Source organism: Eikenella sp. HMSC071B05 (assembly GCF_001811325.1).
Taxonomy (GTDB): Bacteria; Pseudomonadota; Gammaproteobacteria; order Burkholderiales; family Neisseriaceae; genus Eikenella; species Eikenella corrodens.
Map to the genome: position 1 here is coordinate 262,516 of NZ_KV804539.1, position 15,087 is coordinate 277,602.

10 protein-coding genes, 2 tRNA genes and 1 pseudogene are annotated in these 15,087 nt (G+C 60.4%); 6 read left to right on the top strand and 7 right to left on the bottom strand.

The genetic code is table 11. The features are described 5' to 3' along the window. Positions 1-40 precede the first annotated feature (40 nt). Positions 41-535, bottom strand: a complete 495-nt coding sequence (locus HMPREF2796_RS02180; RefSeq protein ID WP_070630609.1) for a winged helix-turn-helix transcriptional regulator — start codon at positions 533-535, stop codon at positions 41-43. Positions 536-787: 252 nt separating this feature from the next. Continuing rightward, positions 788-2,893 (bottom strand): polyribonucleotide nucleotidyltransferase, encoded by a 2,106-nt coding sequence (gene pnp, locus HMPREF2796_RS02185; protein WP_003824754.1) that lies wholly within the window; start codon positions 2,891-2,893, stop codon positions 788-790. Positions 2,894-3,416: 523 nt separating this feature from the next. Between pnp and yccS the strand changes: the two genes are divergently transcribed. Next, entirely contained in the window at positions 3,417-5,612 is a 2,196-nt protein-coding gene (gene yccS / locus HMPREF2796_RS02190; RefSeq protein ID WP_070630612.1) for a YccS family putative transporter, read from the top strand. Between the two features lie 350 nt (positions 5,613-5,962). Here yccS and dusA read toward each other — a convergent pair whose 3' ends face one another. The 5 genes and pseudogenes from dusA to HMPREF2796_RS11480 form a co-directional block, all read right to left on the bottom strand. After that, entirely contained in the window at positions 5,963-6,964 is a 1,002-nt protein-coding gene (dusA, locus tag HMPREF2796_RS02195; protein ID WP_070630614.1) for a tRNA dihydrouridine(20/20a) synthase DusA, read from the bottom strand. A gap of 55 nt (positions 6,965-7,019) precedes the next feature. After that, a tRNA-Lys gene (locus HMPREF2796_RS02200) sits at positions 7,020-7,095 on the bottom strand. Between the two features lie 2 nt (positions 7,096-7,097). After that, a tRNA-Asn gene (locus HMPREF2796_RS02205) sits at positions 7,098-7,173 on the bottom strand. Positions 7,174-7,411: 238 nt separating this feature from the next. Further along, positions 7,412-10,657: an exodeoxyribonuclease V subunit gamma gene (gene recC, locus HMPREF2796_RS02210; RefSeq protein ID WP_070630617.1), complete on the bottom strand. Its 3,246-nt coding sequence runs from the start codon at positions 10,655-10,657 to the stop codon at positions 7,412-7,414. 111 nt (positions 10,658-10,768) lie between these two features. Then, positions 10,769-10,875, bottom strand: a pseudogene (locus tag HMPREF2796_RS11480) (IS5/IS1182 family transposase); the annotation flags it as partial. 417 nt (positions 10,876-11,292) lie between these two features. On the opposite strand from HMPREF2796_RS11480, the gene tatA reads away from it, so the two are divergent. The 5 genes from tatA to HMPREF2796_RS02235 all read left to right on the top strand — a co-directional run bounded on the left by tatA (position 11,293) and on the right by HMPREF2796_RS02235 (position 15,079). Then, positions 11,293-11,502, top strand: a complete 210-nt coding sequence (gene tatA / locus HMPREF2796_RS02215) for a Sec-independent protein translocase subunit TatA (protein ID WP_023887973.1) — start codon at positions 11,293-11,295, stop codon at positions 11,500-11,502. Between the two features lie 27 nt (positions 11,503-11,529). Then, the gene (locus HMPREF2796_RS02220; protein WP_246826832.1) at positions 11,530-11,982 is read left to right on the top strand and encodes a twin-arginine translocase TatA/TatE family subunit; all 453 of its coding nucleotides are present in this window, start codon (positions 11,530-11,532) and stop codon (positions 11,980-11,982) included. Continuing rightward, positions 11,979-12,728, top strand: a complete 750-nt coding sequence (gene tatC, locus HMPREF2796_RS02225) for a twin-arginine translocase subunit TatC (protein ID WP_064104090.1) — start codon at positions 11,979-11,981, stop codon at positions 12,726-12,728. The genes HMPREF2796_RS02220 and tatC overlap by 4 nt, the downstream gene beginning before the upstream one ends. Positions 12,729-12,881: 153 nt before the next feature. Then, positions 12,882-13,229 carry a DUF2069 domain-containing protein gene (locus HMPREF2796_RS02230; RefSeq protein WP_371327458.1) on the top strand — a complete coding sequence of 116 codons (348 nt, stop codon included), beginning with the start codon at positions 12,882-12,884 and terminating at the stop codon, positions 13,227-13,229. Next, the gene (locus HMPREF2796_RS02235) at positions 13,226-15,079 is read left to right on the top strand and encodes a PglL family O-oligosaccharyltransferase (RefSeq protein ID WP_070630625.1); all 1,854 of its coding nucleotides are present in this window, start codon (positions 13,226-13,228) and stop codon (positions 15,077-15,079) included. The genes HMPREF2796_RS02230 and HMPREF2796_RS02235 overlap by 4 nt, the downstream gene beginning before the upstream one ends. Positions 15,080-15,087 lie beyond the last annotated feature (8 nt).

Sequence of the window (15,087 nt, forward strand, 5' to 3'; positions counted from 1 at the left end):
TTAACTCCGTTGAAGCTTACGCTTTCAGGTAGACTTCGGTTTAATCTTCCCAATCTTCCAAGGCCAGCGGCCCGTTTTCCTTCACTTCCTCCATCACCACATAACTTCGGCTTTCCACGGCGGAGGGCAGTTGCAACAGGATTTTGCCGAGCATGTCGCGGTAGGCGGACATGTCTTGCAGGCGCACTTTGATCAGGTAGTCGTATTCGCCGGACACGAGGTGGCATTCGAGGATTTGCGGGATTTTCAGCACTTCGCGGCGGAATTCTTCAAAAATATCGCCGGATTTGGAATGCAGTTTGATTTCCACAAACACCAGCAAGCCATAGCCCAGGCGGGCGGGGTTGAGGCGGGCGTGGTAGCCCGTGATGTAGCCGTCGCGCTCCAGGCGGCGCACGCGTTCGGTGACGGGGGTGGCGGACAGGCCGACGCGTTCGGCCAGCTCGGTCATGCTCAAGCGGGCATTTTCCTGCAAGAGCTTGAGGATGTGGAGGTCGATGCTGTCGGCTTCTTTGAAGGTGGGGCGGTTGGGCATGGGCTTCTCCTAGGTGCTGGAACACTGTTTTCTCTGCGGCGATTGCTTGCCATACGGGCAAATCACTGCTTCAGCATTCATTGGTATAGCGGATTAAAATAAGGCTGGGACAGGGCGGCGATCTGCAGATAGTACAGGCAATACGGCTAGGCAAACCAATGCCGTAGCATTCTTATTTTAATTCTCTTTTTTCAAACAAAGGCTACCTGAAAAGGTTTCAGGTAGCCTTTGCTTTATCTAATCATCCTGCGCTTATTGTTCGCGGGTTTGATCCAGCAGGGCTTTCATGGAAAGGCGAACGCGGCCGCGGTCGTCCACTTCCAGCGCTTTCACACGCACGTTTTGGCCGACTCTGAGGTAGTCGTTCACGTCTTTCACGCGCTCGTGGGCGATTTGGCTGATGTGCACCAGGCCGTCTTTTCCGGGCATCACGGATACGATGGCGCCAACGTTGTTGTCCAAAATCTTAATCACCACGCCGTTGTACACCTGGCCCACTTCCACTTCGGCCGTGATTTCTTCGATGCGTTTGCGGGCGGCTTCCACGGCTTCCACATTCACGGCGGCGATAGTAATGGTGCCGTCGTCTTCAATGTTGATTTCGGTGCCGGTTTCGGCGGTGAGGGCGCGGATGGTTTCGCCACCTTTGCCGATAACGTCGCGGATTTTGTCTTGGTTAATCTTCATGGTGAAGAGGCGCGGGGCGTGCTGCGAGAGCTCCTGCGGGCCGGCCACGGCGGCTTTCATCTGCTCAAGGATGTGCAGGCGGGCTTCTTTGGCCTGTGCCAGGGCGATCTGCATGATTTCTTTGGTGATACCTTGGATTTTGATATCCATCTGCAGGGCGGTGACGCCTTCAGTGGTACCGGCCACTTTGAAGTCCATGTCGCCGAGGTGGTCTTCGTCGCCTAAGATGTCGGTGAGCACGGCGAATTTGTTGCCTTCCAGAATCAAGCCCATGGCAATACCGGCCACATGGGCTTTGAGCGGCACGCCGGCGGAGAGCAGACTCAAGCAGCCGCCGCACACGGAGGCCATGGAAGAAGAGCCGTTGGATTCGGTGATTTCAGACACCACGCGCATGGTGTAGCTGAATTCTTCGGGCGAGGGCAGCACGCCGAGCAGGGCGCGTTTGGCCAGGCGGCCGTGGCCGATTTCGCGGCGTTTGGGCGCGCCCATGCGGCCGCATTCGCCGGTAGAATAGGGCGGGAAGTTGTAGTGCAGCATGAAGCGGTCGGTGTATTCGCCGCTCAAGGCATCAATAATTTGCTCGTCGCGCTGGGTACCGAGGGTGGCCACGGCCAGGGCTTGGGTTTCGCCGCGTGTGAAGAGGGCGGAGCCGTGGGTGCGCGGCAGTACGCCGGTTTGGATGTTGATGGGGCGCACGGTGCGGGTGTCGCGGCCGTCGATACGCGGCTGGCCGGCCAGAATCTGGCTGCGCACCACGTTGGCTTCCAAATGCTTGAAGATGCCTTTGATTTGGTTGGCGGCCAGGGTGTCGGTGTCTTCCGTAATCAGCGCGGCTTCCACGGCGGCCCAGGCTTCGTCCAGCTTGGCGGTGCGTGCCTGTTTTTGGCGGATTTTGAAGGCTTCGGCCACGGTTTGTCCGGCAATTTCCTGCACTTTGGCCACCAGAGCGGCATCGGTTTCGGGTGCTTTCCAGTCCCACACTTCGGGGTTGACCGCGTCGGCCAGCTCGTTGATGGCGCGGATAACGGCCTGCATTTCATTGTGGCCGTATACCACGGCGCCGAGCATCACGTCTTCGGGCAGGATTTGGGCTTCGGATTCCACCATCAGCACGGCTTGTGCAGTACCGGCCACCACCAAATCCAGCTGCGATTTGGCCAGCTGGGTTTTGGTCGGGTTCAGCACGTATTCGCCGTTCAGGTAGCCCACGCGGGCGGCACCGATGGGGCCGGCAAAAGGCACGCCGCTCAATACCAACGCGGCAGAGGCGCCGATCATGGCGGGAATGTCGGAATCGATTTCCGGATCAACCGATACCACCGTGGCCACGATTTGGATGTCGTGGAAGAAGCCTTCGGGGAACAGCGGGCGGATGGGGCGGTCGATCAGGCGGCTGGTGAGGATTTCTTTTTCGCTCTGTTTGCCTTCGCGCTTGAAGAAGCCGCCGGGGATTTTGCCTGCGGCATAGGTGCGCTCTAGATAATCCACGGTGAGCGGGAAGAAATCCTGCCCGGCTTTCACTTCTTTGTTAGCAGTAACAGCCACCAGCACCACGGTTTCGCCCATGGATACTTTCACCGCACCTGCAGCCTGGCGGGCGATTTCGCCGGTTTCGATGGTAACGGTGTGCTGGCCGTATTGGAAGGATTTGACGTGTTTGTTAAACATTAGGATTCCTTTAGGAAAAGGCCGCTGCCGCTAAAACACTAAGCATAAGCCCGCACAGACGCAGGCGCATGGTTAGGGTTTCAGACAGGCAGGGCAGGTTGGAAATAAAACAAAGGCTTGAGGCTGCCTGAAAGCGCAGCCCGAAACCGGCGCGCATTCTAACACGCTGCCGGGCAGATTGCACTGTATAAACAAGATATAGTGAATTAACAAAAACCAGTACAGCGTTGGCTCGCCTTGCCGTAACGTGTGTACTGTCTGCGGCTCGCCGCCTTGTCCTGATTTTTGTTAATCCACTATAACTTCGTTGAAGTTTGCGCTTTCAGGTAGCCTGCCGTCCGTCTTTTCCGCTACAAAAGCAGGCGACCATACTTGCTGCGGTGCGGACAAACACGATAGGGGTGCTCGTGTTCCGCATTGCAAGGCTACCTGAAAACCCTGCCGCCGAAGGTGCAGCCGTATCATGCCGCGCCTGCCTGCGCTAAAATAGCGCCCTTTCCCACTCATCCTTTATTTACCCACCATGCCCCTTATCCCATCCCGGCTCAAATGGCTTTCCGCGCGCGTGCTGGCCGCGCTGCCGATGCTGGTTAGCGTGTGCATGGCCGTGCTGGCTGTGTGGTATTGGCAGAAGCCGCTGATGTGTATGCCGCTGGTGCTCGGCGTGATTGCCGGCGGCCTGGTGGATTTAGACAACCGCCTCACCGGCCGCATCCAAAATCTGCTCTCCACCATTGCCGCCTTCAGCGTTTCTTCGCTCACCGTGCAGTTTACGTTCGGCCAGCCGCTGCTGTTTCTGCCCGCGATGACGCTGCTCACCTTCGTGTTTACCCTGTCCGGCGCCATCAGCCTGCGCTACCGCACCATCTCCTTCGGCACACTGGTGGTGGCGCTCTACACCATCCTCACCATCAACCATAGTATGGTTTGGTATGCCAACACCCTGCTGATTTTGTGCGGCACACTGCTCTACAGCGGCAACACCCTGCTGCTGCACCTTATTTTGCCGCACCGCCCGGTGCAAGACAGCATGGCTGCGGCCTATACCGAGCTTGCGGGCTACCTCGACATCAAAGCCCAATTTTTCGACCCCGACGACACCGATCAGCTCGAGCAGCGGCAAATCGCCCTGGCCATGCAAAACGGCAAAGTGATTGCCGCGTTCAACCAAGTGCGCAGCGCCTTGTTTTACCGCATGCGCGGCCAGCACCGCCACCCGCGCACCGCCCGCATGCTGCACTACTACTTTGCCGCGCAAGACATCCACGAGCGCGCCAGCTCCAGCTACATCGGCGAATACCGCCGCTTTGTGGCCGAGCTCAGCCACAGCGACCTCATCTTCCGCATCCAGCGGCTGATCGAATGGCAGGCGCAGGCCTGCCGCGACATGGCGCACAGCCTGCAACGCGGCAGCGCGGCGCCGGACAATGCCAAGCTGGACAAACTGGCCGCCGGCATCCGCCGCTCATACCAGCACCACCAAGCCACCCAAGCCGATAAGAGCCCGCGCAGCCTGCGCCGCCTTATCGACAACCTCTACGGCATCAACTACCAACTCACCCACCTGGCCGGCGAGCAAGCGGGCTATACCGAAGCCAGCGAGCAAACCCGCATCGTGCGCGAAGATGCCGGCAGCTGGCGCAGCCATCTCAAGATCCTGCGCCATCATCTCAGCTTTGAATCCGGCGTATTCCGCCACGCCGTGCGGCTTTCCATTGTGGTGTTCCTCTGCATCGCCTTAGTGGAAAGCCTCAAGCTGCCCATGGGCTATTGGGTATTGCTTACCGCCGTATTCGTGTGCCAGCCCAACTATTCCGCCACCAAAAGCCGCCTTATTCAACGCGTGGTCGGCACAATGGCCGGTGTGGCCGTCGGCTCGCTACTGCCCTATTTCACCCCCTCGCTGGCCACCCAGCTGGCCGTGGTGGCCGCTTCCAGCACCCTGTTTTTCTTCTTCCGCACCAACAAATACAGCTACTCCACCTTCTTCATCACTATCCAAGCCATCACCAATCTCTACATCGCCGGCCTGCACGGCATCGACGCCCTGCCTTGGCGGCTGCTCGACACCATCGTCGGCTGCGCGCTGGCCTGGTGGGCCGTATCCATGCTCTGGCCGGATTGGCGCTACCTTTCCCTCGCCCGCACCGCCCAACGTGCCCTGGCCGGCAACGCAGGCTACCTGAAAAGCATCACCGACCAGCTCCAGCAAGGCGGCCAGTGCGACGATGCCGCCTACCGCAGCGAACGCCGCCGCGCCCACGAACGCGCCGCCCAACTGAGCAGCACCCTTTCCGACATGTCCGGCGAGCCGAAAAAATACGCCGCACACCTGCCCGGCGGTTTCACCCTGCTCAAAACCGTTTACGCCATCAACGGCTACATTTCCGCCCTCGGCGCCTACCGCAGCCGCCTCAGCCCCGGCCAAATCGAGCCCGATTTCAACGCCGCCTTCGCCCAGGCCGCCAATGAAACCGCCCGCCTGCTCGAACAACTGCCCGGCCTGACCGAAGCCGAATTTCAGGTAGCCTACAGCGCCCTGCGCCAACAGCTCACCGCCCTGCGCCCCGACAGCAGCGCCAGCCCCCACGCCCACACCCTCTGGCAGCAGCTTTCCTTGATTGCCAAACTCCTGCTCCCCGCCTACCAGGCCTTGCAAGATGTGGACGATACCCAAACCGAAACGCAGGAGGCGGTTGCAACGGGCGCCAGCGGCTAGGTGATGCTTGTGCCCGAAGAGGCTACCTGAAAGCGTAAGCTTCAACGGAGTTAAAACGATGTCTTGGCGTAGCCAAGGCTGAGTTTCTGCGAAGCTATAGTGGATTAAATTTAAATCAGAACAAGGCGGCGAGCCGCAGACAGTACAAATAGTACGGCAAGGCGAGCCAACGCTGTACCGGTTTAAATTTAATCCACTATAAAACACGGTTGCTATTGGCGGCTGCGTTGCTAGATGGCTTTCAGGTAGCCCGCACTGGCAGCCTGTTCATGCGGTCTTGCATCATGCCGCTACTCAAACAAGCGCCCAAGCAAAAGGCTACCTGAATTTTCAGGTAGCCTTTTATGCAGTTAAACCCCGGCGGAAACCCTCTCCCACGCTTCCAAAATCAATTCGGGGCGGTTGCTTTGCAGCAGGGTGGCATCGGAGAGCATCTGCCGCCACACTCGGGCATGGTTGCGGCCATGCAGCAGGCCGAGGTAGTGGCGCAGCATGTGGCGGATGGTGAGGCCCGGGTCGGTAGCGAGCGAGCGCTGCATATAGCGGTAGAGCACGTGAATCAGGGTGTCGAAATCGGTTTCAGGTAGCCTTTCGCCGTAAAACAGCCTGTCCCACGATTGCATCAGCATCGGGTTGTGGTAGGCCTCGCGGCCAATCATCACGCCGTCGACGTGTTGCAGGTGTTCGGCAATTTCGGCATTGGTTTTGATGCCGCCGTTGATGCTGATTTCCAGCTGGGGAAAGTCCTGTTTGAGGCGGTAAACATAGTCGTATTTCAAGGGCGGCACATCGCGGTTTTCTTTAGGCGAAAGGCCTTCCAGCCAGGCATTGCGGGCGTGGACGATATAGGTACGGCAGGCGGTTTTGTCGGCGAGCGTGCCCACGAAGTCACACACGGTTTGATATTCGGTTTGGCGGTCGATGCCGATGCGGTGTTTCACGGTTACGGCACAATTAGGCGCGGCTTCCTGCATGGCATTGAGGCAATCGGCCACCAAATCCACTTCGTTCATCAAGCAGGCGCCGAACGCGCCTTTTTGCACGCGCGGGCTGGGGCAGCCGCAGTTGAGGTTGATTTCGTCATAGCCCCAGCCTGCTGCGATGGCAGAGGCTCTGGCCAAATCGGCCGGATTGCTGCCGCCCAGCTGCAGGGCAACCGGGTTTTCGCTCTCGTCTTTGCCCAAAAAACGCTCGGTCTGGCCGTGGATGATGGCGCCGGCATGAATCATTTCGGTGTAGAGCCAGGCATGGCGGCTGATTTGGCGGGCCATGTATCGATAATGCCGGTCTGTCCAGTCCAACATCGGGGCAACGGATAGGCGGCGGGCGGGGAGGGTTTGGCGAACGGGCATGATGGGCAGGGGATAAAGAAAAAGCCTAAACGGGATGTTTAGGCTTTTTAAAATTTGGTGGGTCGTGAGCGATTCGAACGCTCGACCAACGGATTAAAAGTCCGCTGCTCTACCAACTGAGCTAACGACCCTTTGGCTCCCCGAGCTGGGCTCGAACCAGCGACCTGCGGATTAACAGTCCGTCGCTCTACCTACTGAGCTATCGGGGAAAGGAAGCGCGCATTTTAGAGACGGGGCGGGGAGTTGTCAATAGAAATTTGGCACGAATGAGGAAATTTTTTAACAGTTTGTGCGAAAATTTAAAAATGTAATTTAAATACAGTGTGTTAAATTGTGATACAATTTGAAGTAAGACTACCTGAAACCGGCTCGCAAGCCTGATGCGGCTAAACAAATTTCAGGTAGCCTCTGTCTGAGTGCGGCATGTTTTTAGTACGGCCTGCCTGTTTAACCGGCCTTTTTGCCTTTACCCTCTTCAGAAGCAAACCATAAATGCAGCGGGGCAAGCAGCTCTAAAACGAGGCGGGCAAATAGGGGGCTGTTAATCGGTTCGTCTTCATCACGGCCGTACACTTGGGCGATTTCGCGATCTTGGTTTTGGCCGGAGTAGTCGCGGCTGTCGCGATATTTTCCGCGGGCGGCGGTAAGGGCTTTTTCAGGTAGCCCTTGGGCAGAGAGGTCTTCGGCGGTGCAGGCTTTGGCGGCGGCCAGGCTGGTGCGGGGGAAAAGGGGCAGCGGCTGTTGTTGGCCGAGCAGGTAGTAGTCGAACCAGCGGGCAAGTTGCTCGGCGGCTTCCGCTTGCGGCAGCGGCGGCAGGGTTTGCGGACTGTCGAGGGAAACGAGGTGGGTGGCTTGCGCTTGGGGGTGGACGGCGCAATACACCAGGTGTTGCAGCCACAGCCTAATTTCGGCGGGGGCTTTGAGTTCGGCGGCGCGGTAGAAGATTTGGCCGTGTTGGTGCAGGTGGGTGAGGCTGCCGATAAGGGTGTGGCCGCCGTGCTCGAAACGGAAGGGGAAGTCGGGCTCGCGCGGGCTGGCGAGCAGTTCGGAATCGAGCTGCTTGGCGGCGCTGCGCTCGGGCTCTTGCAGGATTTCGCCGAGCAGGCCGGCGGGCAGGAGGCTGTCGGCCTGCAGCTTGGCTTCGGTTTGGGCGAAATCTTCATGCTGGCGGCGGGCGTCGAGGTAGCGCTGTTTCACTTCGTCGGGGTGTTCGATGGCGTAGGGCTCGGCGGAATCGGCGGGACGATCGGCATAGGGGACTTTCCATTGCAGGGCGTGGCGCAGCCAATAGCGCACCGGGTTGTTCCAGAAGTTTAGGAAACTGTCGAGCGATACCGTGGGCTCGACAGCGGCTTCGGGCGGGGTATTTCTGATAAAGGGCGCGGCTTCGGCGGCGGGCTGGTTGAGGGCTTGGGCGTAGTCTTGGCGGAGGCCGGACAGGCTACCTGAAAGCTCGTTTTCACTGAGACCGGCTGAGTTTTCCCCATTCTCTGGCGGGGCAAAATAGCGGGTGGAAAAGGCTTGCAGGGGATGTTGGCGCACATGGGCGGCGGCAAAATCGGTGCTGCTCTGGCCGGCCATTTGCGCCAGCGTGTCGATGAGTTCGCTCAGCAGTGGCGAGGGGGCTTGGGCTTCGTCTTTGAGGTGGTCGCGGCCGATGTAGGACAGATAGAGGTGGCTGCGGGCGCTGAGCAGGGATTCGAGGAACAGGTAGCGGTCGTCGTCGCGGCGGGATCGATCGCCGGATTGGGGGTGGCGGGCGATCAGGGCGAAGGCGGGGGCGGGGGTTTGGCGCGGGTATTTGCCGTCGTTCAGGCCGAGCAGGCACACGGTGTCGAACGGCAGGCTGCGCATGGGCACCATGCTGCAGAAGGTGATGCCGCCGCGCAAAAAGGCGGCTTCGCTGCTTTGGCCGAAGAAAAGGCTCAGATGCTGGCAGGCGGTGTCGGGCGGCAGGGCTTCGGTATAGCCCGCCAGCGCGGCTTCTTCCTGCCATGCGGCCAAGGCCTGGCTGATTTGCTGCCATGCGGCCTGGTCGGCTTCGGCGGGGGTATCGCCCGCGGCATCGGCCAAGAGGGCGCGGAAGCGTTCGATCCAGCCTTCAACGGGTGCGGGGCTTTGCCAGCGGCGGTGGTGTTCGCGCAGTTTGCCCAGCAACACAAACCAAGCGGCTTGGGCAGGCTGGCGGGCAAAATCGGCCGCCCAAGGGTGCACGCCCTGCCACAGCGCATCTTCGCCCTCGGGCAGCAACCAACCCAGCACGCCGCGTTCGGCGGCCTGCTGCCAAGTGAAGGCCTTGCCGCTGCCGCCGTGCTCGGCGCGCATTTCGGCATCCGCGCCCCAATGCACATTGAGTTCGGCCACGCTGCGGCGCAGGAATTCGGCATCGGTTGCATCCATCTGCCAATGGCGGCGCACCGCTTGCGCATCCAGCAGGGGCAGCAGGCGTTCGGTTTCGAAGCGGCTTTGCATCAGGGCGATGAGCTGCTCGGCCAGCAACATCAAAGGCTGGCTGCGGCTGAGGCGCACGTCGGCCACGGAATACGGCAGGGCGCGGCTGCCGGGCGCGGCTTCGCCGAACACGGCGTGGATGAAGGGCAGGTAGTCTTCCACGGCGGGGGTGAGCACGGCGATGTGGTGCGGTTGCAGCTCGGGCTTGTCTGCCAAACGGCGCAATAGGTGTTCTTTGAGGATTTGCAGCTCGCGCAGGGGGCTGTGGGCGGCTTGGATCACGATGCTGCCGTCCATCTGCGCGCTGCCTTTTTCAGGTAGCCTCAACAGCTGGATATCGGCCTGTAGGCGTTGCAGCAGGCTGGGCGATTCGGGCGGCACAGGGAAGAGTTCCACCTGCTCCATGGCGTGGGTGCTCACGGCCAGGCGGTCGAAAAAGTCACGCCCCTGTTTGCCCAGCGAGGAGAGCAGCGGGTGGCCGGCCTCTTCGGCTGCGGGTTCGGCCTGCGCGGCCAGCCGTTTCGGGCTTTGGATGTCGCCCCAGTATTGCTGGCTGGGATTGACCGCGAACAGGTGCACATCGGTGTGTTCGGCCAAGGCCTGCAACAAATCCAGATACACCGGCGCCAGCGTGGAAATACCGAACGCCAAATAACGCTGCGGCAGGCGCGCCGGATTCAGCGCGGCCAGCAGCCGTTCGTGCTGCGCGGCGCGGTGGGCGGCGGGGGCTTCGGCGGCGAGCGTGCGCCACAGCGCGGCCTGCCAGGCTTCGTCTGCGCCCAAGCCGTTGAGCTTGCCCTGCTCCCATTGCGCCAGCCAATGCGGGCGGTACACCAAATATTGGTCGAACACGTCGGCCAGCCGCCCCGCCAAATGATAAGCCGCCGCCGTGCTGCTTTTCAGGTAGCCCTGCAACACTGCGGGCAGGGTCGAATCGGCATTTTCCAACAGCGGCAGCAGCCGCCAGCGCAACACTTCCGGCGCAAACAGGTTCAGGCGCGGCGCATCCGGCAGGAAGCGGCGCGTGAGCTGCCAGCTCAGTGCCGCCGGCAGGCTGAAACTCAAATTGGCCGCAATGCCGCTGCGCTCGGCCAAATAGTGGTTGAGATAGCGGCGCATCCCCTGGCTCTGCACCACGATTTCCTCCGGCGCAAACACCGCTTCCGGCGGCGCAGCCTGCATCAGCGCAACGGCGGTTTCGGCAAGGAATTCTAGGCGGTTGGAAGAATAAAGATGGAGCATGGAGCGGGCGGGAGTAAGCAATTAAGAAGGAATCAGCATTATATAGCGAACGGCCGGGTTTGGCGGCGCGGCGGAAGGCTATCTGAAATGGCAACGATGGGCTTGGCGGGAATATAGTGAATTAAATTTAAACCAGTACAGCGTTGGCTCGCCTTGCCGTAACGTCTGTACTGTCTGCGGCTCGTCGCCTTGTCCTGATTTAAATTTAATTCACTATACATGGCGGTGTGGCCAAGTCAGCTTTTGGGCTGCCACCCGTTTTCAGGTAGCCTCATTCAGATTGGCAGGATAAAACCGTTCCAACAGGATAACTTGCAGCCCGCCATCTTGCAGGCTAGCTGAAACCCCGTAGGAATAGGCTGACTATCTGCCCGCAGCCCTAACAAGGGCTACCTGAAATTGGCATGGCATGGCTTGCCCAACACCCGCAGCTTGCTTACTGCTGCGCTGTCATCCCATCCGCCTGCCGCGCCGTTCTTTCGGTTTGCCGCGCCCGCTGTTACAATCGCGGCTGTTTACAGATTGGCGGCGGGGCTGTTTAATTCGGCCGGAAACAACGTTTTGGCGAAACCTGCCGCGCCGGTTTCAGGTAGCCTCATGTGTGCTGCCGTTGAATGGATTGAAAGGAAAGAATGATGGGTATTTCTAGCGGCTGGCATTGGCTGGTGATTTTGATTGTGGTGGTGCTGATTTTCGGCACGAAGAAGCTGCGCAATGTGGGCAAAGACCTCGGCGGGGCAATTCACGATTTTAAAAAGGGCCTAAACGAAGGCAGCGAGGGCGAGAGCGAAACGGCTGCGCCCAAGCAGATTGTTGAACACAAAGAAGAGAAGCCGGGCGAATAGGCGATGTTTGATTTCGCGTTCAGCGAGATGCTGCTGGCGGCACTGGTGGCGCTGGTGGTGCTCGGGCCGGAGCGGCTGCCGCAGGCGGCGCGGGCTACCGGACGGATGGCGGGCAAACTCCAACGTTTGGCCGGCAGCCTGAAGGCGGAGCTGGCGCAGCATGCGGATATGGCCGATTTGCGCCGGATGCAGGAAACGCTGGCGGATACGGCCAACGAGTTGCGCCAGGAAATGCAGCATTTGCGCTCTTCGGCCGCGCCGGATGTGCCGGCCTGGGAGCGTTTGCCGCCGCAGCGCACGCCGGCGGATTTCGGCTTGGACGAAGACGGCCTGCCTGCCCTGCGGGATGCGCCGACCGCGCCGGGCTTCCACACGCCTTCGCTGGGGCAGCGCTCGCGTGCGTGCCGGCGCAAGCTGCAGCCGCGCGTGCGGGTGCGGCCGCGTTTGCGGGTGCGCAAACAGGCGGGAGGTGGCAGATGAACGCGCAGCCTTTGGTGGAACATTTGAAGGAATTGCGCCGCCGCCTGATGTGGGTGGCGGCGGTGTTGCTGCTGTGCCTGTTCGCAGCGGTGCCGTTTGCCAACCGGCTGTATGCGCTGGTGGCCAAACCCCTGATGGCGAGCCTGCCGCCGGGGGCGCATATGCAGGCGATTGATGTGATTGCGCCGGTGTTTGTGCCGCTGAAGGTGGCGCTGATGGCGGCGTTTTTGGTGTCGCTGCCACATACGCTCTACCAGCTGTGGGCCTTCGTGGCGCCGGCGCTCTACCGGCACGAAAAACGGCTGGTGCTGCCGCTGTTGCTCTCAAGCGTGGGGCTGTTTTTTGCGGGGATGGCGTTTTGCTATTTTTTGGTGTTCCCGCTGGTGTTTAAAGTGTTTGCCTCGGCCACGCCGGAAGGGGTAAGCATGATGACGGACATCGACCGCTACCTTTCCTTCGTGTTGGGGATGTTTGTGGCTTTCGGTATGGCGTTTGAGCTGCCGGTGTTGGTGGTGTTGCTGTATCGGATGGGGGCGGTATCGCTCGCGGCGCTGAAAACGGCGCGGCCTTATGTGGTGGTGGCGGCATTTGTGGTGGCGGGAATTGTGACGCCGCCGGATGTGATTTCGCAGTTTCTGCTGGCGGTGCCGCTGATTGCGCTGTATGAGGCGGGCTTGCTGATGTGCCGGCTGTTTAAGCCGAATGCGGATGCGGCGGAAGCCACGGAAGCGGATGAGGCTACCTGAAAGCCTCAGCTTTAGCGCCGCCAAGCCCTGCGTTGGCATTTTCAGGTAGCCTTTCCATTGCAGCAGGCGGGTGTAAAACCTGCCTTTACTGGTTTCAGGTAGCCTCTTTATTCATTCAACCCGATTCTTTTTTAATTCGAACAAGCAATGCCGATTTCGCCATCTTTTGTCTACCGCGCGGCTGTGTGCAGCCTGTTTGCGCTGATTTTCCTTTCTCTATCTTGGGAGCTGTGGCTGGCGCCGCTGTGCCCGGGCGGCTCTTGGCTGGCTTTGAAGGCGCTGCCTTTGTGCCTGCTGCTGCCGGGGGTGTTGCGGCGCAACCGGCAAACTTTCCTGCTGGGCGGGATGTTAGTGCTGTTTTATGCGGCAGAGGCGGTGGTGCGATTGTTTGACGCGCAGCCGGCGAGCCGGGTTTGTGCGGCGGCGGCTTTGGCCTCGGGGATGTTGTTTTTTGTGTCGTGCCTGATGTTTATGCGAGCAGGCAAGAGGGAGCGGGCATGATGTGGGAACGGTTGAAAGAAAGCTGGGTGGTGTGGCTGGGCATGGCGCTGATGGCGGTGGTGCCGTTTTTGTCGTCTTGGCGCACGGGGCCACAGGGAGGCTGGTTTATTGAGAGCGGCTCGCTGCTGTTTGCCGCTTTGTTTGCATTGCTCACGCTATGGCGCAATCCGGCGCGCGCGCGGCTGCCGGGGGCGATGGTGTTTTTTGTGCTGCTGGCGGGATTTTGGCTGGTGCAGGCGCGGATTTTGCGGCTGCCGTATCCGGAAATGTCGGATTTGACGGCGGCGGTGTTTTGCGTGATGGCGCTGCTGGCTTGGGCTTGTCGGCTTCAGGTAGCCCGGCTGGGGCAAGACAGGGTGGTGGAGATTTTTGCCTGGGCGCTGCTTTGCGGGGCGGTGTTGCAGGGCTTGGTGTGCGTGTTTCAGTTTATCGGCCACACTGCCTGGCTGCCGGGAATGATGCGCGCGCCGCAGAAGTATTTTGTGTTCGGCCAAGTGGGGCAGCGCAATCATTTGGGGCACTACATGATGTGGGGCGTGCTGGCGCTGGGCTACCTGTGGAGCAGGCGGCGGCTGCCGGGGCTGATTGCGTTGGCGCTGGCGGTGTTTCTGCTGCAGGTGATCGGGGTGATTACGTCGCGCACGATTATGGTGTATGTGGGGGCGTTGCTGCTACTGGTGCCGCTGCTGTATGTGTTGGGCGGGCGGCCGCTGCGCCGTTGGTGCGCGCTGACGGGGCTGTTGGTTTTGGGCGTGCTGGCGGCGCAGTTGATTATGCCTTGGCTGGTGGATACGTGGCTGGCTCCCGATGTGCAATCTTCCGGCGTGGGGCGTTTGGTGTCGGGCGATGCGGCCAGCCCGGGGCGTTCTTCGGAATGGGCGAAGGCGTGGACGGTGTTTATGGAGCATCCGTGGCTGGGCGTGGGCTGGCAGGGCTATGCGCACGAGAGTTTCGCGCTGGCCATGCGTGGCTCGGCGTTTCGCAATTATGACGTGGGCGTATTGTTTACCCACAGCCACAACAGTATGCTGGAAATTTTGGCCGAGATGGGCGTGGGGGGTGCCATTTTGGTGTTCGGCGGCTGGCTGGCGGTGGCTACAGGCTACCTGAAAAAAGGATTGGGCGCGTCTTCGGCGCTGATGCTGGCTCTGATGGCCGTATCGCTGTGCCACAGCCTGCTGGAGTATCCGCTGTGGTATGTGTATTTCCTCACGCCGTTTGTTGTGATGATGAGCCTCACGCCGGCCAAAGCGCCCGGCTGGTATATCGTGCAGACCGGCAAGTGGCCGCAACGTTTCGGCATGGCCTTTGCCGCGCTGGCGGCCGCCATCATTGTGCAATACGGCTTTGCCTACCACCGCCTGGTGTTCGCCTACGCCAATCCCACCGAAAGCTATCCGCAATACAAACAGGTGGATACCTTGCGCGAGCTGGAAAGCAAACACTATTTCCTCAAATACTACGCACAGATGGGCTTGATTCGCAAAGTGGATTGGCTGCGCCCGCTACCCGAGTGGGGGCGTGATGCCGCCCTGCGCGCCAGCCTGTTCCGCCCCTATGCCAACACCGCCGTGCGCGCCTTCTATTTGGAGCAAGACGGCCACCCGCGCGAAGCTGCCGATTGGCTGGTGAACATGGGCCGCTACTACCCCAAACAAATGCCCGGCCTGCTCAGCACCGCCGCTGCATTCCGTGCCGCGCCCGAAGTGGTGCAGCCCCTGCGCGAGCAGTGCCAGCTGTATGTGCAAACCATGCCCCAGGCCGCCGGCAACCTCACTTGCGGCAATGCTTCCGCCCCTGCCGGCAATAGCGGCAGCCAGCCGGCTTCGCGCAGCGGCAGCGGGGTTTGACGAGGGAT